The 21955-nt window shown below is 67.8% G+C and carries 21 protein-coding genes and 1 pseudogene; 15 read left to right on the top strand and 7 right to left on the bottom strand.

Going from position 1 to position 21955, the window contains the following annotated elements; translation table 11 throughout:
• The first annotated feature begins 83 nt into the window (after positions 1-83).
• Complete coding sequence (locus PHLH3_RS20565; RefSeq protein ID WP_173178007.1) at positions 84-1142, top strand: DUF2167 domain-containing protein; 1059 nt, start codon at positions 84-86, stop codon at positions 1140-1142.
• 182 nt (positions 1143-1324) lie between these two features.
• On the opposite strand, the pseudogene PHLH3_RS20560 reads toward PHLH3_RS20565, so the two are convergent.
• The 3 genes and pseudogenes from PHLH3_RS20560 to PHLH3_RS20550 form a co-directional block, all read right to left on the bottom strand.
• Positions 1325-2589 (bottom strand): annotated as a pseudogene (locus tag PHLH3_RS20560) (TonB-dependent receptor).
• 192 nt (positions 2590-2781) lie between these two features.
• Positions 2782-3261: a hypothetical protein gene (locus PHLH3_RS20555; protein ID WP_173178009.1), complete on the bottom strand. Its 480-nt coding sequence runs from the start codon at positions 3259-3261 to the stop codon at positions 2782-2784.
• A gap of 249 nt (positions 3262-3510) precedes the next feature.
• Positions 3511-4365 (bottom strand): sulfurtransferase, encoded by an 855-nt coding sequence (locus tag PHLH3_RS20550; protein ID WP_213625587.1) that lies wholly within the window; start codon positions 4363-4365, stop codon positions 3511-3513.
• A 94-nt stretch (positions 4366-4459) separates the two neighbouring features.
• Between PHLH3_RS20550 and PHLH3_RS20545 the strand changes: the two genes are divergently transcribed.
• Positions 4460-5251, top strand: coding sequence for a lysophospholipid acyltransferase family protein (locus PHLH3_RS20545; protein WP_213625586.1), 792 nt, complete (start codon positions 4460-4462; stop codon positions 5249-5251).
• Positions 5252-5336: 85 nt separating this feature from the next.
• Here PHLH3_RS20545 and PHLH3_RS20540 read toward each other — a convergent pair whose 3' ends face one another.
• Entirely contained in the window at positions 5337-6398 is a 1062-nt protein-coding gene (locus tag PHLH3_RS20540; protein WP_173178012.1) for an SMP-30/gluconolactonase/LRE family protein, read from the bottom strand.
• 417 nt (positions 6399-6815) lie between these two features.
• Between PHLH3_RS20540 and dapA the strand changes: the two genes are divergently transcribed.
• The 12 genes from dapA (at position 6816) to PHLH3_RS20480 (ending at position 19859) form a co-directional block, all read left to right on the top strand.
• Entirely contained in the window at positions 6816-7670 is an 855-nt protein-coding gene (gene dapA, locus PHLH3_RS20535) for a 4-hydroxy-tetrahydrodipicolinate synthase (RefSeq protein WP_213625585.1), read from the top strand.
• Positions 7671-7757: 87 nt separating this feature from the next.
• Positions 7758-8888, top strand: coding sequence for a ribonuclease D (gene rnd / locus PHLH3_RS20530; protein WP_213625584.1), 1131 nt, complete (start codon positions 7758-7760; stop codon positions 8886-8888).
• Positions 8885-9178, top strand: coding sequence for a YcgL domain-containing protein (locus PHLH3_RS20525; protein ID WP_173178016.1), 294 nt, complete (start codon positions 8885-8887; stop codon positions 9176-9178). Before rnd ends, PHLH3_RS20525 begins: the two co-directional genes overlap by 4 nt.
• Positions 9178-10110, top strand: coding sequence for a D-2-hydroxyacid dehydrogenase (locus PHLH3_RS20520; RefSeq protein WP_213625583.1), 933 nt, complete (start codon positions 9178-9180; stop codon positions 10108-10110). Before PHLH3_RS20525 ends, PHLH3_RS20520 begins: the two co-directional genes overlap by 1 nt.
• Before the next feature lie 377 nt (positions 10111-10487).
• Positions 10488-10937 carry a YcgN family cysteine cluster protein gene (locus PHLH3_RS20515; protein ID WP_111262080.1) on the top strand — a complete coding sequence of 150 codons (450 nt, stop codon included), beginning with the start codon at positions 10488-10490 and terminating at the stop codon, positions 10935-10937.
• A gap of 56 nt (positions 10938-10993) precedes the next feature.
• Positions 10994-12232, top strand: a complete 1239-nt coding sequence (locus PHLH3_RS20510) for a hypothetical protein (protein ID WP_244862918.1) — start codon at positions 10994-10996, stop codon at positions 12230-12232.
• A 97-nt stretch (positions 12233-12329) separates the two neighbouring features.
• Positions 12330-13217 (top strand): LysR substrate-binding domain-containing protein, encoded by an 888-nt coding sequence (locus PHLH3_RS20505; protein ID WP_213625582.1) that lies wholly within the window; start codon positions 12330-12332, stop codon positions 13215-13217.
• A 95-nt stretch (positions 13218-13312) separates the two neighbouring features.
• Positions 13313-14425 (top strand): agmatine deiminase, encoded by a 1113-nt coding sequence (gene aguA, locus PHLH3_RS20500; protein WP_173178019.1) that lies wholly within the window; start codon positions 13313-13315, stop codon positions 14423-14425.
• Between the two features lie 9 nt (positions 14426-14434).
• The gene (locus PHLH3_RS20495) at positions 14435-15529 is read left to right on the top strand and encodes an extracellular solute-binding protein (protein WP_213625581.1); all 1095 of its coding nucleotides are present in this window, start codon (positions 14435-14437) and stop codon (positions 15527-15529) included.
• Between the two features lie 187 nt (positions 15530-15716).
• Positions 15717-16250 (top strand): sigma-70 family RNA polymerase sigma factor, encoded by a 534-nt coding sequence (locus tag PHLH3_RS20490; protein WP_244862917.1) that lies wholly within the window; start codon positions 15717-15719, stop codon positions 16248-16250.
• Between the two features lie 14 nt (positions 16251-16264).
• The gene (locus PHLH3_RS20485) at positions 16265-17221 is read left to right on the top strand and encodes a FecR family protein (RefSeq protein WP_213625579.1); all 957 of its coding nucleotides are present in this window, start codon (positions 16265-16267) and stop codon (positions 17219-17221) included.
• Between the two features lie 151 nt (positions 17222-17372).
• Positions 17373-19859, top strand: coding sequence for a TonB-dependent receptor (locus tag PHLH3_RS20480; protein WP_213625578.1), 2487 nt, complete (start codon positions 17373-17375; stop codon positions 19857-19859).
• A gap of 123 nt (positions 19860-19982) precedes the next feature.
• Here PHLH3_RS20480 and PHLH3_RS20475 read toward each other — a convergent pair whose 3' ends face one another.
• Both PHLH3_RS20475 and PHLH3_RS20470 read right to left on the bottom strand, forming a co-directional pair.
• Positions 19983-20663 (bottom strand): type 1 glutamine amidotransferase domain-containing protein, encoded by a 681-nt coding sequence (locus tag PHLH3_RS20475; protein ID WP_213625577.1) that lies wholly within the window; start codon positions 20661-20663, stop codon positions 19983-19985.
• Positions 20664-20761: 98 nt separating this feature from the next.
• A complete protein-coding gene (locus tag PHLH3_RS20470; protein WP_213625576.1) occupies positions 20762-21232 on the bottom strand; it encodes a DUF1456 family protein in 471 nt (156 codons plus the stop codon).
• An 82-nt stretch (positions 21233-21314) separates the two neighbouring features.
• Between PHLH3_RS20470 and PHLH3_RS20465 the strand changes: the two genes are divergently transcribed.
• The gene (locus tag PHLH3_RS20465; RefSeq protein WP_213625575.1) at positions 21315-21635 is read left to right on the top strand and encodes a hypothetical protein; all 321 of its coding nucleotides are present in this window, start codon (positions 21315-21317) and stop codon (positions 21633-21635) included.
• On the opposite strand, the gene PHLH3_RS20460 is transcribed toward PHLH3_RS20465, so the two are convergent.
• Positions 21632-21955: a low molecular weight protein tyrosine phosphatase family protein gene (locus tag PHLH3_RS20460; RefSeq protein WP_173178042.1), complete on the bottom strand. Its 324-nt coding sequence runs from the start codon at positions 21953-21955 to the stop codon at positions 21632-21634. The genes PHLH3_RS20465 and PHLH3_RS20460 overlap by 4 nt on opposite strands.

Here is a 21955-nt window from a genome sequence, read left to right as displayed (position 1 = left end):
AATATTTCGGCTGGTTCCGGTTTCCCGGCCTGGCTCGTGGTACCTTCCCGCGCCTCACTTTTTGCCCAACCATGGAGTTACCCATGTCGATCAAGGAACTGATCCTGGCCGGCCTCATCGCCGCTGCCATTCCTTGCGCATTCGCCGCGAAACCCGAAGCCCCCGTCGAAGACACCGCTGCCGCCACCCAGGTGGAAGAGGACGGCGAGGCCACCATCGAGGAAAACGGCGAGTCGATGTCCGAGGAAGAGTTCCTCGCCAGCCTGAACTTCCAGCAGGGCAAGGTGGTGATCGGCGACAACCTCGCCACCCTCGATATTCCCGAGCAGTTCGTCTTCCTCGCTGGCGAGGACGCCGAGCGCGTGCTGACCGACGCCTGGGGCAACCCGCCGGATGAGGTCCTGCCGCTGGGCATGATCCTGCCCAAGGGCATCTCGCCGCTGGCCGATGAGTCCTGGGCAGTGACGGTGGAGTACGAGGAGAACGGCTATGTCTCCGACGAAGACGCCGCCGACATCGACTACGCCGAAATGCTCGACGACATGAAGGAAGAGGCGAAGGCCGATAACAAGTGGCGCGCCGAGAACGGCTACGAGCCCGTCGAGCTGATCGGCTGGGCCGCCCAGCCGCGCTATGACGCCGACGGCCGCAAGCTGCACTGGGCCAAGGAGCTGAAGTTCGGCGACGCCGAGACCCACACCCTGAACTACAACATCCGCGTGCTGGGCCGTAAGGGCGTGCTGGTGCTGAACTTCATCGCCAACATGGACCAGCTGCCGACCATCGAGCAGAACCTGCCGGCGGTGCTGGCCATGACCGAGTTCAACCCGGGCAACCGCTACGCCGACTTCAACCCCGAGCTGGACAAGGTCGCGGCCTATGGCCTGGGCGCACTGATCGCCGGCAAGGTCGCCGCCAAGGCCGGCCTGTTCGCCATGCTGCTGGTGCTGCTGAAGAAGTTCTTCTTCGTGCCCCTGGCCATCGGCGCCTGGATCATCAACCGCATCCGCGGCAAGAAGAAGGAAGCGCCCGCCGAGGCCCAGCCCCAGCCGACCCCCGAGCCGCAGCCCGTGGTGGTGAGCGAGCCGGCGGGAACGGTGATGGACATGAACAAGGACGACAAGCCCAAGATCGTCGAGTGAATGACATCCAGTGAGTGAAACAAGCCCGGACCTGTCCGGGCTTTTTATTGGGTGGCTTTCAGGGAGGGCGCCTGCCGGACGGCTTCCCGGGCTGAAGCCCGAGCTACAGCTGCGGGCTACGGATGGCGGATACGAAAAAAGCCCGGACCAGGTCCGGGCTTTTCGCTTGCCGCAACCAGGGATCAGAAGCGGTAGGTCACCTGCGCGCCCAGGCCGTGGGCGCTGTTCTTGTAGGTGGAGGTGTAGCGGCCCTTGGTGGCGCTGGTCTGGTTCACTTCGGCATCGTCTTCCTTCAGGTAGGAGTAGGCGACGTCGACGGTCCAGTCGTCGCTCGGGCTCCAGGCGGCGCCCAGGCTGAGGATCTTGCGGTCGTCGGTGGGGATGCGCGGCGAGCGGTGCTCGTTGCGGGTCGGGGTCTGGTCGTAGGCCAGGCCGGCGCGCAGGGTCCACTGCGGGTTCAGCTTGTAGGAGGCGCCCACGGCGTAGGACCACACGTCACGCCAGTCCTGTTCCTCGGTGATGGTGCCGAGGTTGCCGGCGAGCAGGCCGCCGACGCCCTTGTTCTCCACGGTGATGTCTTTCAGGCGGCTCCAGCGGGTCCAGGTGCTGCCGGCGTAGAGGGTCCAGTCGGCGTTCAGGTCGTGGGTGACCGAGAAGTCCACAGACTCCGGGGTCTCCAGGTCGAGGGAGGCGTCGTACTTGCCGGCGGAGCTGCCGATCACCGGGCCGCCGCCGGAGACGGTGGTGTCGCCGCGCAGCTTGTATTCCACCTTGGAGTGGTAGGTCAGGCCCAGGCGGGTGCTGGGGTTGCCTCGAACAGCACGCCGACGTTGTAGCCCAGTGCGGTGTCGTCGCCCTTGACCTTCACCTTGCCATCCCCGGCGGCGGCCACCGGGTTGCGCAGGGCGGAGGTCAGTTCGCCGTCGATGCGGTTGATAGTCGGGCCGAAGCCGACGGAGAGCTGGTCGGTGATCTTGTAGCTGATGGTCGGCTGCAGGGTGATCACGCGGACTTCGCTGCGGTCGCCGTAGTAGCGGCCCTGGAAGCCGGACTCGTAGTCGGTGATCAGGCCGAAGGGCACGTACATGCCGAGGCCGAAGGTCCATTTGTCGTCGATCGGCTTGACGTAGTAGCCCATGGGCACGCCCATGAAGGGGACCATGTCGCCGTCGTTGCTGCCGCCGAAGGTGCCACTGTGGTCGTCGATATCGGTCTTGGCGTCCAGCAGGGCGATGCCACCACTGACCTGCTCGCGCTTGAGGCGCGACATGCCGGCCGGGTTGCCGAAGACGGTGGTGGCGTCGTCGGCGGACGAGGAGCGACCTGCAAAGGCGGTGCCCATGCCGCTGACGCTCTGTTCGTTGATGGCGAAGCCACCGGCGAGGCTGTAGCTGGATGCAGCGCTGATGGCAATTGCGAGGCTGGTCTTGAAGACTCTTTTGATCACGGGTGACTCCTGGGGACTTTCAGACAGGTGGCGGAAACTATCAGGATTTCCAGACCCCTGCCAGCTTCCGGGAGTTCCCGTAATAGAGCGTTTTATCGGGCTGTATGGCATCAAAATGCCTGCAATTTCGCTGATCGTGCATATTGCCTGGGACGCTCGTTCCTGACTGGTCGGTCAGTGAGCGGATCGGGCCTACGCCACCCTTGCCGAAGGGCCCACCCAGCGCTGCCAGGCATCCAGGTATTGGCGAGGCGTGCCCTGCGGGTTGAACACCTGGCGCCAGATGGCGGCCATGCCGATCCAGTCGTCGGCGGCGGGCATCACCAGCACCTCGGTCTCGATCAGCAGCCAGGCGATGGCGGTGGCGTAGCGCAGGTTTACCGTCAGCTCCAAGTGCGGCGCGGCGAGGAAGGCGTGCTGGCTGGCCAGGCCGCGCACCAGGCTGGCGAGTTCCGGGTCGCGCGCCAGGTGCAGGTCCCAGAGGCAGCGGTGGTGCTCCTCGCTGATGTGATAGAGGCCGTAGCCCGCCTGGTCGCCCAGGGCGCTGCCGAGTGCCGACTGGCAGGCCGCGGCACCCAGCAGCAGGGATTCGGCCATGGGCGAGGGGCGCTGCAGGTAGAGCAGGGTGGGGCGGATGACGTGTTCACAGAGGTCGCTGGCGGCTATTCCCATGGTGCCCTCGCGAGAAAGGTGCCGGCGGGACCGGGGGCGTCTGGCAGCTTCTCGTTCTCGGAAAGGGCCCCGCCGGAAGCGGGGTTAGCCGCTCGTTTTGAAGTGTAGTGCGATGAAAACGTTGTAAAGGCCTGTTTTTAAACTGTTTGAGCCAGCGTTGGCTGGCGCATATATCCGAGGGTGATTAAAAAATGATCGCTCGCAACCGGCCCAGCATCGCGGATGACGGGCCGGCACGGCCTGGGTGGCTCAGTCGCCCTTGGCCTGCGGGCGTGCCGGGTCGGTGATCCATTCGCTCCAGGAGCCGGCGTAGAGCGGCGCCAGCGGGTAGCCGGCGAGGCTGAGGGCGAACAGGTTGTGGCAGGCGGTGACGCCGGAGCCGCAATAGGCGACCAGGCCCTCCACTGGCCGCTGGCCGAGGAAGGCGGCGAAGCGCTGGCGCAGGGCCTCGGCGGGGAGGAAGCGGCCGTCGGCGCCGAGGTTGTCGGTGAACACCGCGCACTGGGCGCCGGGGATATGGCCGGCCACCGGGTCGATGGGCTCCACCTCGCCCCTGAAGCGGGGCAGGGCGCGGGCATCGAGCAGTGTCAGGTCGTCCGCGCCCAGGCGACCCTGCAGTTCGTCGGCGCTGCGCAGCAGGCTGGGGTCGGCTTCGCCGCTGAAGCGGCCACGGGGCACTTGGGGCACGGCGACCTCCAGCGGCAGGCCTTCGTCGCGCCAGGCCTTGAGCCCGCCGTCCAGCAGGTACACGCCTTCACGCTTGCCCAGCCAGGCCAGCAGCCACCAGGCGCGCGCGGCGAAGGCACCGGGGCCGTCGTCGTGGAGCACCAGGGTGCTGTCATTGTCGACGCCCCAGCCGCGCAGGCGCTCCACCAGGCGTTCCGGGGCAGGCAGCGGGTGGCGCCCGGTGACGCCCTTTTGCACCACGCCGGAGAGGTCGTGCTCCAGGTCGGCGAAGCGCGCGCCGGGGATATGCCCTTCGGCGTAGCTGCGCTGCCCGTAGGCGGGATCGTCGAGGGCGAAGCGGCAATCCAGCACGATCAGGCCCGGTTCTCCCAGGCGGGCTTCCAGTTGCCGGGGGCTGATCAGTTGCGCGAGGGGCATGGCGGTCTCCTGTGTCCAATCGATGACAGTGGGCATCATAAGGACAGCCGCGCGTCGCGTCGCGCGGATCGATGAGTGATGGGGAGAGCCGTCCATGCCAAGCCTGCAATCCTTCGCCGAGAGCGCCAACCTCGCCCGCCGCATCGGCGTGGTGCTCGGGTCGTTGCTGCTGACACTGTTCTATTGCCTGCTGGTACTGGGGCGTGCCGCCTGCGGGCGTCTCGACCGCGCGCGCGTGGACGCCTACACCCGCGCCTGGTCCCGCGGCCTGCTGCGCCTGGTGCGGGTGCGCCTGTCGGTGCATGGGCAGCTGCCTGATTTCAACGACGGCCGTCGCTACCTGATCCTCTGCAACCATTCCAGCCATTACGACATCCCCGCCAGCTTCGTGGCCCTGCCGGGCTCGATCCGCATGCTGGCGAAGCAGGAACTGTCGCGCCTGCCGTTCCTCGGGGCAGCGATGAAGGCGGCGGAGTTCCCCTTCGTCGACCGGCACAACCGCCACCGGGCCCTGGCCGACCTGCAGCGGGCGCGGCAGATGATGGAGAGCGGCATCGTGCTGTGGGCGGCGCCGGAAGGCACGCGCTCGAAGGATGGCCAGTTGCAGCGTTTCAAGAAGGGCTGCTTCCACCTGGCGCTGGACACCGACGCTGTGATCGTCCCGGTGGCCATCCGCGGTATCCACCAGGTGCTGCCGGCGCGCACCTGGCGCTTCAACCTCGGCCTGCCGGTGTCGCTGCACGTGGGGACACCCATTGATGCCGCGCAGTTCGACCTCGAGCACCTGGACGAGCTGATGGCGCGGACCCACGGGCAGATGCAGGCGCTGTTGCACCCGCAGCCGGCCCGAGTGGTTCCGAGCGTGCACGAGACTGCGCCGGCTTGAGCAGCAGGTATCGCGCTCCTGGAAATGAAGAAGCCCGCCAATTGGCGGGCTTCTCGTCTCCGGGAATGGGCCAGTCGCCCGGCCCTCAGTGGATCTTCAGCTTGCCGATCCGGTCGTTGTCGAGGCTGCCGAAGTACAGGTAGTCGCCTACCGGTTTCACCGAGGTGATCATGCGCAGGTGGGTGCCGCTGGTGTCGTGCAGGCTGCGGATGATCTGGCCGTTCTCGTCGAGGGCGATCACCAGGCCGTACTTCTCCGCCTTGGGCCACAGCGCGCGGGGCAGCTTGGCGATCTGCGCCTTGAGCCAGGGCTGGGTGTGGAGGAAGTCGGCGTCGGCCTTGCGCGGGGAGGGCAGGGCGACCCAGAAGGTGCCCTTGCGGTCACCCTGGAGGTTGTCCGGCAGGCCCGGCAGGTTGTCGATGAACACATCGTGGGTGCCGGCCTTCTCGCCGCTCAGCCAGTAGCGGGTGATGCGGTAGCGGTAGGTCTCGTTGACCAGCACGAAGTCTTCCTTGGCCGAGAGCGCCACGCCGTTGCCGAAGTACAGGTCCTTGAGCAGCACCTCGACCTTGCCGGTGGCCGGGTCGTAGCGCATCAGCCGGCCGTGGGGGCGGGCTTCGAGCAGGTCCAGCAGGTAGTCGGGTTGCTCGAACTTGGCGGAGGCGTCGGTGAAGTAGATGCGCCCGTCGCTCGCGATGTCCAGGTCGTCGGTGAAGCGGAAGGGGCCGCCTTCGGCCTCGGTGGCGAGCACCTTGATCTGGCCCTTGGGGTCGATGCTCAGCAGGCCCTTGTAGGCGTCGCCGACGATCAGGTTGCCCTGGGCGTCGAAGTCCATGCCCAGCGGGCGACCACCGGTGGTGGCGAAGGTCTCGACCTTGCCGTCGGCGTCGATGCGCACCACGCGGCCATCGTGCAGGCCGGCATAGACGCGGCCCTGGGCGTCCACGGCGGTGTCCTCGGGGCCGTGGATCTGCCCCTTGGCCAGCAGCTCGGCCTTCATCAGGGTGTCGTTGGGCTCCATCACGCCGGTCATGGGCGGCGCCTTGGGGGCGTCCCAGGCGACGGGATCGATGGGGCTCTTGGTGATGCCGAGGTAGATGCCCGCAGCGGCGATGAGCAGGACCAGCAGGCCCAGGAGTTTCTTCATGTCCGATTTCCCTGGAGGAGGGCCCGTCATGGGCCTGGTTATTGTTGGAAGGGCTTTTTAGCAGCCATGGCCCGGCAATGCCAGAACCCCCCTCCGGCTGAATGGCGGGCATGCGGCATTGTCGCAGTTGACAGCCTTGTAGGGATTTTCGCAGTATCCATTTCTCGCATTCCTGCACCGAGCTACAGCATGCCCGCCACCTTCGCCTCTCTCGCTTCCGTTCCGGCCCTGCCGGTGCTGGCGTTTGGCGTTGTCGCGGGTAAATCGAAGAAACAGTCGCTCATTTGACCGGGGCGCGCTGTCCCGTCAGATGGGCTGACAGGACAGTGGGCGCGAAGGTCGAAACCTCATCCGCACGAACACTCCCCGCATCCCCTCCGACGGTGACTCTGACGGTCAGCCTGAAGGAGCTTTGCAATGCCTGTGTTTTCTGGAATCTGGGTCGCCCTGGTAACCCCCTTCGCCGATGGCGCCATCGACTTCCCCGCCTTGCGCCGGCTCTCCGCGCACCTGCTGGAGGCGGGCGTCGCCGGCCTGGTGGTGTGCGGCACCACCGGTGAAGCAGCGGCGCTGAGCAAGGCGGAGCAGCTCGCGGTGCTCGACGCCCTGCTCGAAACCGTCCCCGGCGAACGCCTGGTGATGGGCCTGGCCGGCAACAACCTGGCGGACCTCCTGGCCCTGCAGCGCGAGGTGCAGAAGCGCCCGGTGGCCGGCCTGCTGGTGCCCGCGCCCTACTACATACGGCCCTCGCAGTCCGGGCTGCTGGCCTGGTTCGGTGCCATCGCCGACGGTGTCGAGGTGCCGGTGATCCTCTACGACATCCCCTACCGCACCGGCGTGCGCCTGGAGCTGGAGACCTTGCGCCAGCTGGCCCGGCACCCGCGCATCGTTGCGATCAAGGATTGCGGCGGCGAGATCGACAAGACCCAGGCGCTGATCGCCGACGGCCAGCTCGACGTGCTGGCGGGGGAGGACGCGCAGATCTTCGCCACGCTCTGCCACGGCGGCAGCGGCGCCATCGCGGCTTCCGCGCACATCCATCCCGAGCGTTTCGTGGCCATGGCCGAGCGGGTCGCGGCGTCCGACCTCGAGGGCGCCCGGGCGATCTTCGGCGAGCTGCAGCCGCTGATCCGCCTGGCCTTCGCCGAGCCCAACCCGGCGCCGGTGAAGAGCCTGCTGGCCATGCGCGGGCTGATCCGCGACGAGCTGCGCGCACCCATGCAACCCAGCTCGCCGGCCTTGCTGCAGCGCCTGCGCAGCGAGCTGGCCTGAGCCGCAGCCGCCCCGCACGGCACGACCGGGTGGGGCGGAAATGGGGTTGCGATATATACTTCGCGCCTCTGAACCGAGGAGAGCCTTGTGGCCATCGATTTTCACTGGATTCGCGACGACGCCGAACTGGCCTCCCATTGCGCCCGCTGGCGCACCCTCAGCTTCGTGGCCCTGGACACCGAGTTCATGCGGGTCGACACCTTCTACCCGAAGGCCGGCCTGGTGCAGGTGGGTGACGGCGACAGCGCCTGGCTCATCGACCCCCTGCTGATCAAGGACTGGCGCCCCTTCGCCGAGCTGCTCGAAGACCCGGCGGTGACCAAGGTGCTGCACGCCTGCAGCGAGGACCTCGAAGTCTTCCTGCGCCTCACCGGCAGCCTGCCGCTGCCGCTGCTGGATACCCAGCTCGCCGCCGGCTACCTGGGCATCGGCTACTCCATGGGCTATTCGCGCCTGGTGCAGGCGGTGCTCGGCATCGACCTGCCCAAGGACGAGACCCGCTCCGACTGGCTGCAGCGCCCGCTCACCGAGATGCAGGAGCGCTACGCCGCCGAGGACGCCATCCACCTCGCCGAGATCTACCGCATCATCGACGAGCGCCTGGACGCCACCAAGCGTGCCTGGGTGCTGGAGGACGGCGCCGAGCTGGTGGCCAACCTGCGCCGTGAAGTGGACCCGGACGACCTCTACCGCGACGCCAAGCTGGGCTGGAAGCTATCCCGCCAACAACTCGCCGTGCTGCGCGAGCTCTACGCCTGGCGCGACATCGAGGCACGCCGCCGCGACCAGCCGCGCAACCGCATCATCCGCGAGCACGCCCTCTGGCCGCTGGCCAAGTTCCAGCCGGACAACCTCGTCGCCCTGGCGCGCATCGAGGACATGCACCCGCGCACCGTGCGCCAGGACGGCAACACCCTGCTGAAGATGATCCGCGAGGCGGCCGAGCTGCCCCCCGCCGAGTGGCCCGAGCCGCTGCCCGAGCCGCTGCCGTCCGAAGCCACCGCGCTGCTGAAGAAGCTGCGCGCGATCGGCCAGGCCGAAGCCGAGCGCCTGGGCATGGCACCCGAGCTCATGCTGCGCAAGAAGCACCTGGAGGCCCTGCTCAAGACGGGCTACCCCGACGGCCCCTACAGCCTGCCCGAGGGCTTCAAGGGCTGGCGCCGTGAACTGATGGGCCAGGCGCTGCTCGATGCGCTGGCCGGAGACAACGCCCCATGAAACGCATCTGCTCCATCTACAAGAGCCCGCGCAAGAACGAGATGTACCTCTACGTCGAGAAGCGCGATGCCCTGACCCGCGTCCCCGAAGCCCTGCTGGCCGCTTTCGGCACACCGCAGCACGCCTTCGACCTGGTGCTCAGCCCCGAGCGCCAGCTGGCCCGCGAGGACATCGGCAAGGTGCTGGAGAACCTCGAGAAGCAGGGCTACCACCTGCAGATGCCGCCGGCTGAAGAGGAATACATCGAGCACCTGCCCGAAGAACTGCTGCGCATGAACGACCCCATCTGATGAAGGTCCTCCTCGCCGACGAGAAACACCGTCGCCATGCCGAGCTGCTGCGCGCCCTGGCCCCCTCGCTGGAGGCGGTGGGCAGCGACGATGCGGATGAACTCCACGGCCTCGCAGGCGATTGTCCCGTCTGGCTGGGCAGCCCGGATCGCGTGGTCCCGTTGCTGCGGGCGGGCCTGCGGCCGCAGTGGCTGCAATCCAGCTGGGCCGGCATCACCCCGTTGCTGGCGGAGGACCTTGCGCGTGGCTACCGCCTCACCCGCGCCGTCGGCATCTTCGGCCAGGTGATGGCCGAGTACGTGCTGACCTACGTCCTCGCCCACGAGCGGCAGTTGCTCTCGCGCCTGGCCAGCCAGGTGGAGCGGCGGTGGGATGCGCGCATGCCCAGCAGCCTGGCCGGGCGCCGGGTGCTGATCGTCGGCGCCGGCGATATCGGCCAGAGCGTCGCGCGCTTCCTCGCGCCGTTCGGTGTGGAGTTGCGTGGCATCGCCCGCGAACCCCGTGCGCTTGCGCCCTTCGCCGAGGTGCTGGGGATGGACGCCCTGGCGGAGCAGGCGGCCTGGGCCGACTACCTGATCAACCTGCTGCCGGACACGCCGGCCACCCGCGACGTCTACGACGCCGCGCTGTTCGCCCGCATGCGCCCCGAGGCGCTGTTCATCAACACCGGGCGCGGTGTCGCGGTGGTGGACGCCGACCTGGTCGCCAGCCTGCAGGCCGGGCACCTGGGGGGAGCGGTGATCGACGTCTGCCGCGAAGAGCCGCTGCCGCCCGCGCACCCCTTCTGGACCGCGCAGCGCCTGCTGCTCACCGGCCACAGCTCCGCGCCCACCCTGCCGGAACTGCTGGTGCAGCTGTTCGTCGACAACCTCGCGCGCTTCCAGGCGGGCCAGCCGCTGCGGGGCGAGGTGGACTTCCAGCGCGGCTATTGAGCCCGATTCGGTGGGCCCTGCACGGTGCCGGCTTTCGTGCTCCCGGCAACCCCTTGGTGGATGAAAAATAGCGCCATCCACCCTGCGCCCGACGGCATCTCAGGTTTCAGATGGCTGCTTTTGCTTGGCACCGAACCGATCCCGGCACAGATGGCTTTCGTAGGGTGGACCACGCTTCACCGGTCCACCATTCGCACTCTCCGGCATCACTGCGGCTGGATAATTTCCGTGCGCCGGTGGTGTGAGAGCCCACTGAACAGCCGTTCTGCGAATGATTTTCCTTACACGGCGCTGCCGGTCGTCCCGTCGTCGCCGGCGCTTGGCCGGCGCGGTTGGCGCGACTAGACTACCGCGCCCCGTTACCCAGTCAGAGCACCATGGCCGCCAAAGTCGAACCCTTCTGGAAGCGCAAGACCCTCGCACAGCTCGATCAGGAGGAGTGGGAATCCCTCTGCGACGGCTGCGGCCTGTGCTGCCTGCAGAAGCTGGAGGACGAGGACGACGGCGCCGTGTACTACACGCGCATCGCCTGCAAGCTGCTCGACCTGAAGACCTGCCGCTGCACCAACTACCCCAAGCGCCGTGACTTCGTGCCCGACTGCATCCAGCTCACCCCGGCCCAGGCCGATGAGTTCCGCTGGCTGCCGCCCACCTGCGGCTATCGCCTGGTGGCCGAGGGCAAGGACCTGCCGCCCTGGCACCCGCTGGTCTGTGGCGACACCGAGGCGGTGCACAACGCCGGCATCTCCCAGTCCGGGCGCATGGTCAGCGAGACCCAGGTGGCCGAGGACGACTGGGAGGACTACATGATCTTTCGTGCGGGCTAGACGGATCGAACGACCGCTTGCCGAGTCATAGGGAAATCGCTCCGAGGAAGCCCGACATGTCCAACCGCGCCACCCTGCTGCTGTCCGCCGCCACCCTTCTGTTCTGCGCACCCCTGCTCGCCGCCAAGCGCACCGATGTCGACTACCTGGTGCGCTTCCTGCCGGACAGCGACCAGGCCGAGGTGCGCCTGGTGCTGGAAAACGGCGAGAAGGTCCGCAGCCTCGCGTTCGACCTGGGCGACAAGGGCTACTACAGCGACTTCAAGGTCGACGGCCAATGGCAGCAGGCCAGCGCCGAGCGCGGCACCTGGACCCCGGCGGAAGGCAAGGCGACCCTCAGCTACAAGGTGCGCATCACCCACCCCCGTGGCGACGGCAAGTTCGATGCGCGGATGACGCCGGACTGGACGTTGCTGCGCGGTGACGACCTGGTGCCGCCTGCGCGCATCGACCTGGTGGACGGCACCGAACTGGTGTCGCGCGTCCAGTTCGAGCTGCCCAAGGGCTGGAGCACTGTGGAGACCGGCTGGTCCCGCGTGGGCAAGAACCGCTTCCGCATCGACAACCCCGAGCGCCTGTTCGATCGCCCCACCGGCTGGATCATCGCCGGCAAGCTGGGCAGCCGCCGCGCGGAACTCGGCAACACCGACGTCACGGTCGCCGCGCCGATGGGCGAGGGCATGCGCCGCATGGACATCCTCACCCTGCTGACCTTCGTCTGGCCTCACGCCCAGGCGGTGTTCCCGCGCGACCCCGGCAAGCTGCTGATCGTCGGTGCCGGCGACCCGATGTGGCGCGGCGGCCTCTCCGCGCCCAACTCCTTCTTCATGCACGCCGACCGTCCCCTGGTCAGCGAGAACGGCACCAGCTCCCTGGTGCACGAACTGGTGCACGTGTTCAGCCGCATCAAGGACACCGACCAGAGCGACTGGATCAGCGAGGGCATCGCCGAGTTCTATGCCATCGAACTGATGCGCCGCGCCGGCGGCCTCAGCGAAGACCGCTACCACAAGGTCCGCGCCAAGCTGCAGCGCTGGAGCCGCAAGGTCGAGAGCCTGCGTGGCGAGCAGTCCACCGGCCCGGTCACGGCACGCGCGGTGCTGCTGCTGCAGGACCTCGACGAGGAGATCCGCAAGGCCAGCAAGGGCGAGCGCTCCCTCGACGACGTCGCCCGTGGCCTGATGCGCCTGGACAAGGTCAGCACCCGCGATTTCGTCGAGATCGCCGAGAACGTCCTCGGCGGCCAGTCCGATGTGCTCGACACGCCCCTGCTGAAGGCCCCCAAGGCTTCCTGAGTCCCCGCGCAGTCCCGGGCTGAAGCCCGGGCTACGTCACGCTGGACGCCATCGCCCCACCTGCGCAACGATGCCGGCTTTGCCCGGAAGCCCGCCCATGCGCCGCCTGCCGTCCCTCACCGCCCTGCGCACCTTCGAATCAGCCGCCCGCCATGCCCATTTCGGCCGCGCCGCCGCCGAGTTGTGCGTCACCGACAGCGCGGTGAGCCACCAGATCCGCCAATTGGAAGAGCAGCTCGGCACCGAGCTGTTCGTCCGTGCCGGCCGCCAGGTGCGCCCGACGCCCCAGGCACGGCGCCTGCTGCACAGCCTGCAACAGGCCTTCGAACTGATCCTCGATGCCTGCGACGAACTGCGCGACCCCGGCTCCCAGGCCCAGCTGCGCATCGCCGTCACCGCCGAGCTGGCGCAGAAGTGGCTGGTGGGCCGGCTGGCGGACTTCGGCGAGCGCCACCCGCACATCACCCTGCATCTCTACGAGCAGCCGCTGGAGTCGGCGCTGCCGGGCGAGGAGATCGACCTCGCCATCACCTACGGCACCGGCCCGGGGGATGCCAGTGCCTACTTCGTGCGGCCGCTGCCGGCCCTGCAGTTCTTCCCGGTGTGCAGCCCCGGCCTGTTCAACCAGATTCCGCTCAAGCACCCGCGTGACCTGGCCCGCCACTGCCTGCTGCATGACGACCAGGACGGCAAGACCTGGAGCGCCTGGCTCAGCGTCCACGCCCGCGACCTGCAACCCCTGCGGCACCTCTACCTCGGCCACGCCGGGCTGACCCTGGAGGCCGCCGCGCAAGGGCAGGGCGTGGCGATGGGCGACAACCTCACCAGCGCCGAGGACCTGGCCAGCGGCCGCCTGGTGCGCCCCTTCGCGGCCAGCGTGGCGTCGCTGGGGCAGTACGCGCTGGTCTGCGAACGGCTGCGCCTGGACAAGCCGGCGGTGGCCCAGTTCGTCGAATGGTTCAGCGATCAGCTGGCCGATAGCTGAATCCAATTCAAGGGTTCCGCGATATTCATCATTGGTCGCCGGGGCACCGCCGCGCTTAACGTCAGGGCACTTCCCACCCCATCCCGAGGTTTCCCATGGCGCGTTCCCTGACTTCCCTCCCCAAGGCCGACGGCTTCCGCCTGCCCGGCGAATTCGAGCCCAAGGCCGGCTGCTGGCTCGGCTGGCCCGAGCGCACCGATGTCTGGCGCAATGGCGCCAAGCCCGCGCAGAAGGTCTGGGTCGAGATCGTCAGCGCCATCGCCAGCAGCGAGCCGGTCACCGTCTGCGCCTCCGCCACCCAGTACGCCAACGCCCGGCGCATGCTGCCGCCCCAGGTGCGGGTGGTGGAGATGACCTGCAACGACACCTGGTTCCGCGACAGCGGCCCGGCCTTCCTGGTCAATGACCAGAGCGGCGAGGTGCGCGGCGTGGACTTCGAGTTCAACGCCTACGGCGGCCTCGATGGCGGCCTCTACTACCCCTGGGACAAGGACGACCAGATCGCCCAGAAGATCCTCGAGATCGAGAAGCTCGACCGCTACCGCGCGCCCTTCATCGCCGAGATGGGCGGCATCCAGACCGACGGCCAGCGCACCCTGCTGACCACCGAGCAGTGTCTGCTCAACCGCAACCGCAACGCCCACCTGGGCAAGGACGAGATGACCCGGCGGCTGTCCGACTACCTCGGCGCCGAGCAGGTGATCTGGCTGCCGCGCGGCTGCAAGTTCGACGAGACCGATGGCCACATCGACGACCTGGCCTGCTTCGTCCGTCCCGGCGTGGTGGTGATGCAGTGGACCGACGACCGCGACGACCCGCAGTGGGAGATCTACCAGGAGGCCTACGACATCCTGCGCAGCACCCGTGACGCCCGTGGCCGCGCGCTGGAGGTGCACAAGCTGCCGCAGCCCCGCGTGCTCACCTGGACGGCGGAGGAGGCCGCGGGCCTGGACCAGGTGGACGGCACCCACCTGCGCGAGGAGGGCACGCGCATCTGCGCGTCCTACATCAACTACTACGCGGGCAACTCCGCGATCGTCCTGCCGCTGTTCGGCGACGCCCACGACCAGGCGGCCGGCGCGGTGCTCGCCGAGCTGTTCCCCAGGCACCGCATCGTCGGCATCGAGAACTCTCGCGAAATCCTCCTCGGGGGCGGCAACGTCGCCTGCATCACCATGCCGCAATACGCCGCCAGCCGGGCTGGCTAGGAGCCTTCGATGCAACTGCGCACACTGGCGATCGCCCTGGGCCTGGCCCTGGGCACCTGCACGGCCCAGGCGGCGAGCGAGCCGCCCAGGGTCAACCTGTACATCTGGAGCGAGTACCTGGCGCCGGACACGCTCTCACGCTTCGAGGCGAGGACCGGCATCAAGGTGGTGGCCGACCACTTCGACTCCCTGGAAACGGTGGAGACCAAGCTGCTCACCGGCCGCAGCGGCTACGACCTGGTGCTGACCGCGGGCCAGCACCTGCAACGGGCCATCGCCAGCGGCGCGCTGCAGCCGCTGGACAAGGCCAGGCTGCCGCACTACCAGGGCCTGGACCCGGAGTTCACCGCGCACATGGCCAGCTTCGACCCCGGCAACCGCTACGCCGGGCTCTACGTCTGGGGCACCACCGGCTTCGGCTACCAGGAGGAGGCGATCCGCGCGCGCATGGCCGAGGCCCCTACCGACAGCTGGGCGATGCTGATGGACCCGGCGGTGGTCGCGCGCTTCGCCGACTGCGGGGTGAGCTTGCTCAACGACCCCAACGAGGTGTTCGCCGCCGCCTTCCGCTACCTGGGGCTGGACATCAACCGCCAGAGCCTCGACGACCTCAAGCTCGCCGAGGCGCACCTGGCGAAGATCCGCCCGTCGATCCGCTACTTCGACAACGACCGCAACATCAACGACCTGGCCAACGGCAACACCTGCCTGGCGATGTCCTGGAACGGCAACGTGGCCATCGCCGCCGCCCAGGCCGAGCAGGCGCAGAAGCCGTTCAAGCTGCGCTACCGCATCCCCCGGGAGGGCACGCTGATCTGGTTCGACGCCATGGTCATCCCCAGGGACGCACCGCACCCGGACGCCGCCCTGGCGCTGATGGACCACCTGATGACTCCCGAGACCATCGGCGCCATCACCAACAGCATCCACTACGCCAACGCGGTGCCGGCGGCGGCGCCCAGCGTCGACCCCGCCATCCTCGCCGACCCGGGCACCTACCCGCCGGCGGCGGTGCGCGCCACGCTCTACACCAAGAACGACAACACCAAGGCCTTCAATCGCGCGCTGACCCGTGCCTTCAGCAAGTTGAAGTCCGGCCTCTGAGGCCCGGGTCGCCCGGTTCCCGGCGATCCCGCTGCCGGGCGTCTTGACCGCTTCGCGCTGCTTGCTATCTAATGATATGCATTCTCATTTGGTGTCCCTGGCACGCCGCATCCGGCGGCGTCGCCTGGCCACCTGTCGTCGGGGGCATGCGTGCAGCGAGCGAGTCGAGCGGACGGGAGGCAGCCCCGTGGATGAGCAGTTCCGGGGCTCCATCTCCGGCGCCTACCGAGCCTTCCATGCCGAGCTGCTGAAGTTCCTCGGCAAGCGCCTGGGCAGCCCCGCCGACGCCGCCGACCTGGCCCAGGACGCCTTCACCCAATGGCTGGACTGGCGCGAGCGCGGACAGGTCCACCAGCCTCGCGCCTTCCTTTTCCAGATCGCCCGCAACCTGCTGCGTGACCACTGGCGCCGCCAGCAGGTGCGCGGTGCGCTCGACGGAGAAGTTGAACAGGCGCTGGAGACCCTGGTCGATGAACAGGGAGCGAGCCCGATGGAGCAGGTCGAGCACCACCAGCGCTTGCGCCTCCTGGCCTCGGCACTGGATGATCTGTCGCCGCGCCGGCGCGAGGCCTTCGTCCTGCACAAGTTCGACGGCCTGTCCCAGGCGGAAGTGGCCGCGCGCATGGGGATTTCCCTGAGCATGGTGGAAAAGCACATCGCCTGTGCCCTGCTGCATTGCAAGCAACGCGTGCAGGGCGACGTCCAGGCGGACGGACAATGAACACGAGCCCCCGGATGGATTCCCGACCCTCGATCGACGAACAGGCCGCCACCTGGTACGCCCGCCGCAGCAGCGGGCAGTTCAGCGCGGAGCAGGAAGCCGAGCTGCAGGCCTGGCTCGCCGCCAGCCCGGCGCATGCCCGGGCCTTCGCCGACATGCAACTGATCTGGGCCGACTTCGATCGCGTGCCGCGCCCCGTCCTCGCCACCCCGGTGGTCCGGCTCGAGCCCCGCGGCCGCCGCACGTTGCCGCGCGCCATGGCGGCCTCGTTCGTGCTGCTCTGCGCCGCCCTGGCCACCTCGCAGAACTGGTTCGCCCGCGCGCCCGACGTCGACCTGCAACTGAGCAGCGCCCGGGGCGAGCAGCGCCAGGTGGAGCTGGCCGACGGCTCGCGCATCGACCTCAATGTCGACACCCGCCTGCACGTGCGCCTCTACGACGACCACCGCGAAGTGGAGCTGCTCCAGGGCGAGGCCTTCTTCGCCGTCGCCCGTGACGAGCAGCGCCCATTCGTGGTGATGGCCGGGGAGGGCAGCGTGCGCGTGCTCGGCACCCGCTTCAGCGTCCGCCGGGGCGGCGAGCGCCTCGACGTGGCGGTGGAGAGCGGCAAGGTCGCGGTGAGCCCGGAGGCCGGCGGCAGCCAACGTGCCGAACTGGGTGCCGGTGACAGTGCCGACTTCGATTACCGCACGCGTCACCTGGAGCTTGGCCACCGCAGCCCCGAGGAGATCGCCAGCTGGCGGCGTGGCCAACTGATCTTCCGTGATCGCCCGCTGGCCCAACTGGTGGACGAGTTGTCCCACTACCGAAGCGCGCCCGTGGGCCTGGCCGATGCCAGCCTCGCCGAGCGCCGTGTCTCCGGCAGCCTCAACATCGGCAAGCCGGATGCCTTCCTCGCCGCGTTGCCGCAACTGTTGCCGGTGCGCGTCGAATACCTGGCCAACGGAACGGCCCTGATCCACCCGCGCTGACCCTCCGGAGCACCTCCGGAGTCCAATCGCGTGGATGTTTCGATGCAAGTGAAAATATTTTTCATTTGCATATGCGGGTTTTGCCGAGCGCTGCGTCTTCCTGATGTCCGCCTCATGCAAGGGCGGTTTTGCAGTACTTGGGGAGATTTGGATGAACACCCGTAGCACCCGTTTCGCGCTGCGCCGTCTCGTTGCCGGCGGCGCCCTGGCCACCTTCCTGCTCAGCGGCAGCGCCCTGGCGCAGGACCACGACTTCAACCTGCCGGCCCAATCCATGGCCAGCGCCCTGACCGCCCTGGCCCAGCAGAGCCAGCTGCAGATTCTCTTCGACGAGTCGCAGTTGCGTGACCTGCGCGCCCCGGCCCTGGCCGGCCGCTACAGCGCCCGCGCCGCGCTGCAACGGCTGCTGGCCGGCTCCGGGCTGGAGCTGGTGGAGGCGGGGGATGGGTTCGTGATCCGTCGTGTTGCCAGTGCCGGCCAGGCCGCCGCCGATGACAACGTGCTGGAACTGGGTAGCACCAACATCATGGGCAGCGCCATCGATTCCAGCTCGGTGGGGCGTTCGGTCCTGACCCAGGAAGACATCAACCGCAAGCAGGCGGACAACATCGCAGAACTGCTCGACACCCTGCCGGGCGTCAGCTCCAGCGGCTCGCCCCGTCCAGGGGGCCAGACCCTGAACATCTGGGGCATGGGCGATGTGGAAGACGTCAAGGTAATCCTCGACGGCGCGCCCAAGGGCTTCGAGAAGTACCGCCAGGGTTCGGTGTTCATCGAGCCGGAACTGATCAAGAACGTCGAAGTGGACAAGGGCCCCCACAGCACCCTGTACGGCAACGGCGGTTTCGGTGGCGTGATCAAGGTGGACACCAAGGACCCCGCCGACCTGCTGAAGGAGGGCGAGAACGTCGGCGCCTTCCTCAAGTACGGCTACCACACCAACGACCGCCAGGAAATCTACAGCGGCGCGGTGTACGGGCAGACCACCGACAAGATGTTCGATGGCCTGCTGTTCCTCACCGGGCGTGACGGCGACAATATCAAGCGCCCTGACGGCACGCGCTTCGTCTACTCCGAAAACAGCCTCGACGCCTTCCTGTTCAAGAGCAACTTCCGCCCCAACGACGAGCATGTCTTCACCCTTTCTGCCATGCAGTCCGGCAGCGAGGCCTGGGAGCCCTTCGCCGCCAAGCGCGATGAGATGGCCGCCCCTACCGCGGCGGAGATCGCCCGCTATGGGTTGGACGGTGCCTGGAAACGCAAGCTGGTGAACCGTGACCAGGACGACGAGAACTACTCGCTGAAATGGAACTACACGCCGCTGGACAACCCGTTGGTGAATGTCACCGCCAGTTATGCCTATTCCAAGACCGACCAGCACGACAAGCGGCCGGCCAATGCGTCTGCGGGTTTCGCGTCCTCGCTGGGCAACGAGAGCTGGGTCAACTACACCGACCGGCTGGCGGAGCTGAAGAACGAAAGCCGCTTCGATACGGGGCTGCTGTCCCACGTCGCCACCGTGGGGGTGCAATGGCACGGGCATGATCGCGACACGCTGATGAAGGACCTCAGCAAGTTGACCGACAGGACCTACAACTACGGCCTCTACCAGCCCTACTACATGCCGTCCGGCGAGCAGGAAACCCGCAGTGGCTATCTGCAGGACGCCATCACCATCGGCTCCGTGACCATCACCCCGGCACTGCGTTACGACCATGTGTACAGCCGAGGCGAGCCCAGCCTGGCACCGCGCTACAACAGCCCGGACCCGGCCGTGGGGCACGACTACAGCAGCGTGACCTACAGTGGCTGGTCGCCGCGCCTGGGGCTGTTCTGGACCGCCACCGACAACCTGGCGTTCTTCGCCGACTACAGCAAGACCTGGCGCGCCCCTTTGATCGACGAACTGTACGAGGTGCAGAGCGCGGCGAGCAGTGTGCCCGCCACCAGTCGCAACCTGGACCCGGAGCGCATCACCGGGGTGCGCCTGGGCAGCATCTTCAATTTCGACAAGCTGCTGGTGGACAGTGACAACCTGCAGATCCGCACCACGCTATTCCGCAACCGTGGCAAGGACGAGATCTTCAAGCGCACCGGCGTCTATTGCCTCGCCAGCGTGACCGGCGGCAACAGTGCATGCCCGGGGCCGTTGGCCAATAACCGCAACCTGCCCGGCTACACCATCGAGGGGGTGGAAGTCGAATCCTTCTACGACAGCTCGCGCATCTTCGGCAGCCTGTCGGTGTCCTACATCCGCGGCAAGCGCGATGCCTCGCCGCGCAACCCCTGGGGCCACGAAACCTGGCTTTCGGACATCCCACCGCGCAAGGCGGTGGCGACCCTGGGCGTGAAAGTGCCGGAGATCGATATGGCCATGGGCTGGACCGGCAATTTTGTGCGCAAGCAGGACCGCTCACCTGTGGATGACGATCCGCTCGCTTCGGGCTGGAGCCTGCCTGAAACCCAGGGCTACGCCCTCCATGGGCTGTTCGCCACCTGGCAGCCGAAGTACATCAAGGGATTCGAGGCGCGACTGGCCGTGGATAACCTGTTCAACCGCGAGTACTACCCCTACCTCGGCGAGGCCGTCTCTGGCGTCGGCCGCAACATCAAGTTCAGCGTCTCGCAGTTCTTCTAGGCACCGCCCCATTGCATCCCCACCTTCGTGGGGATGCTTGCCTCTTGCCGGGGAGTCGGGCTGCACCCGGCCTACATCCCACGCAGACGCAGGGCGGGTGAAACCCTCGAATGACGGTCACGCTCAGCCGCCCAGCATCTGCAGCAGTGCGGCGGCGGTGGGTTCGGAGGAGGCGGGGTTCTGGCCGGTGATCAGCTTGCCGTCAGTGACCACGTGGGGCTGCCAGTCGGCGACCTTGGAATACTGGCCGCCCTGCTCGCGCAGCACGTCTTCCACCAGGAAGGGCACCACCTGGGTGAGGCCGACTGCTTCTTCCTCGCTGTTGGAGAAGCCGGTCACCGCGCAGCCTTGCACCAGCGGGCTGCCGTCGGCGGCGCGGGCGTTGCGCAGCACGCCGGGGGCGTGGCAGACGGCGGCCACCGGTTTGCCGGCGTGGTGCAGGTCCTCGATCAGGCGGATGGAGAAGGTGTCGTCCACCAGGTCCCAGAGCGGGCCGTGGCCGCCGGGGTAGAACAGTGCGTCGTAGTCGGTCGAGACCAGCCCGGACAGCGGCAGGGTGTTGGCCAGGGCCTGCTGCGCCTGAAGGTCGCCACGGAAACGGTGGGTCGCTTCGGTTTGTGCGTCGGGCTCGTCGCTCTTCGGGTCGAGCGGTGGCTGGCCGCCCCGGGGCGAGGCGAGGACCACTTCGGCCCCGGCGTCGCGGAAGGCGAAGTAGGGGGCGGCGAACTCTTCGAGCCAGAAGCCGGTCGGCTTGCCGGTATCGCCCAGACGGTCGTGCGAGGTCAGCACCATGAGGATTTTCATCGGCAACTCCTTGAGATTATCGAGGGTGTGACTGGCGCTCCTCCGGCAAGGTTCCGGCGGTTGGCCGATGAATTCTAGACGCGCCTGGGAACCTGTCCTCAGTCCGGCTGCGGGCGCCTGCGCGCGGTGAGGCCGCGAAGGAAGTTGCGCAGGATCTGGTCGCCACAGGGGCGGTAGTTCTTGTGGTCCTTCTTGCGGAACAGGGCGCCGATCTCGGACCGGGTCATGGGCAGGTCGGCCTCCTGGAGGATGTCGAGGATGTCGTCCTCGCGCAGCTCGAAAGCCACCCGCAGCTTCTTCAGCACCTGGTTGTTGCTCATCGGCAGTTCCAGGGGCAGGGGCGGGCGGCTTTCGTCCTTGCCACGCATGGCGTACACCAGGCCATCGAGGAAGCCGGCCAGGCGCTTGTCGCTGCAGGAGTGGTAGCCCTCTTCGTCCTCACGGACCAGCCAGGACGCGACCTCCTGTTGGCTCACTTCCTGGTCGGCCAGGCCGATGATCTCCACCACCCGGGCGTCGCTGATATCCAGCAGGTAGCGCAGGCTGCGCAGTACATCGTTGTTGGTCATGGGGTGTTCCGTCGGGATGGGAGGCCGGCAGGGTGCCGGCAACTAGACTGAGGACTTCGACGCCGATAGGCGGGAGGTCCATATGAAGGGCGCCATTGTGCTCGCATTCGCGGCGCTGGTCGCGGTCAGTTGTGGCATCCAGGCGCAACAGCCGCCGTTGCTGCGCTCGCCCGGCACGCCGGCACCGGGCTCGCCCGGTACGGCCACGCCGCAACCCTATCCCCAGGCGAGCCCGCCGAGCCTTCCTGCGGCTGCGCCGCGTTCGGGCAGCCCGCCGCTCTTGGTCAACCCGCCGACCACGCGCCAGGCGGACCCGCGCGACGAGCGCATTCCGGTGCTGCAGGAGCAGCTGGATCGCAACAGCAAGGGATTGGGAGGCAGTGAGAAAAAGCCGGCGCCCTAGCGCAGCAGCGGCGGCACCCGGGCCTCGAGCAGCTCCACCAGGGCCGGGTCCATGTACTCGTAGTCGTCGGGGATATCCAGGCTGACCACGCGCTTGCCCTTGAGGGCGGCGGGGAAGCGGGCGGCGAGCTTGCGTCGGTGGCTGCCCTCCATCACCAGGATCAGGTCGGCCCAGGCCAGGGCCTCGGGCGTCACCGGGGTTTCGGCCTCGGCCTTGAGGCCGGCGGAGTCGGTCTCGATCCCCGGCCAACTGGCGAACAGTTGCTCCGCGGTGGGGCTGCGCAGGCGGTTCTGCCCACAGATGAACAGCAGGCGCTGCAC

The sequence above is a fragment of the Pseudomonas sp. Pc102 genome, assembly GCF_018408275.1.
Taxonomy (GTDB): Bacteria; Pseudomonadota; Gammaproteobacteria; order Pseudomonadales; family Pseudomonadaceae; genus Metapseudomonas; species Metapseudomonas tohonis.
Note: the sequence above shows the minus strand (reverse complement) of the source record. Positions and strands in the feature narration are given on the sequence as shown.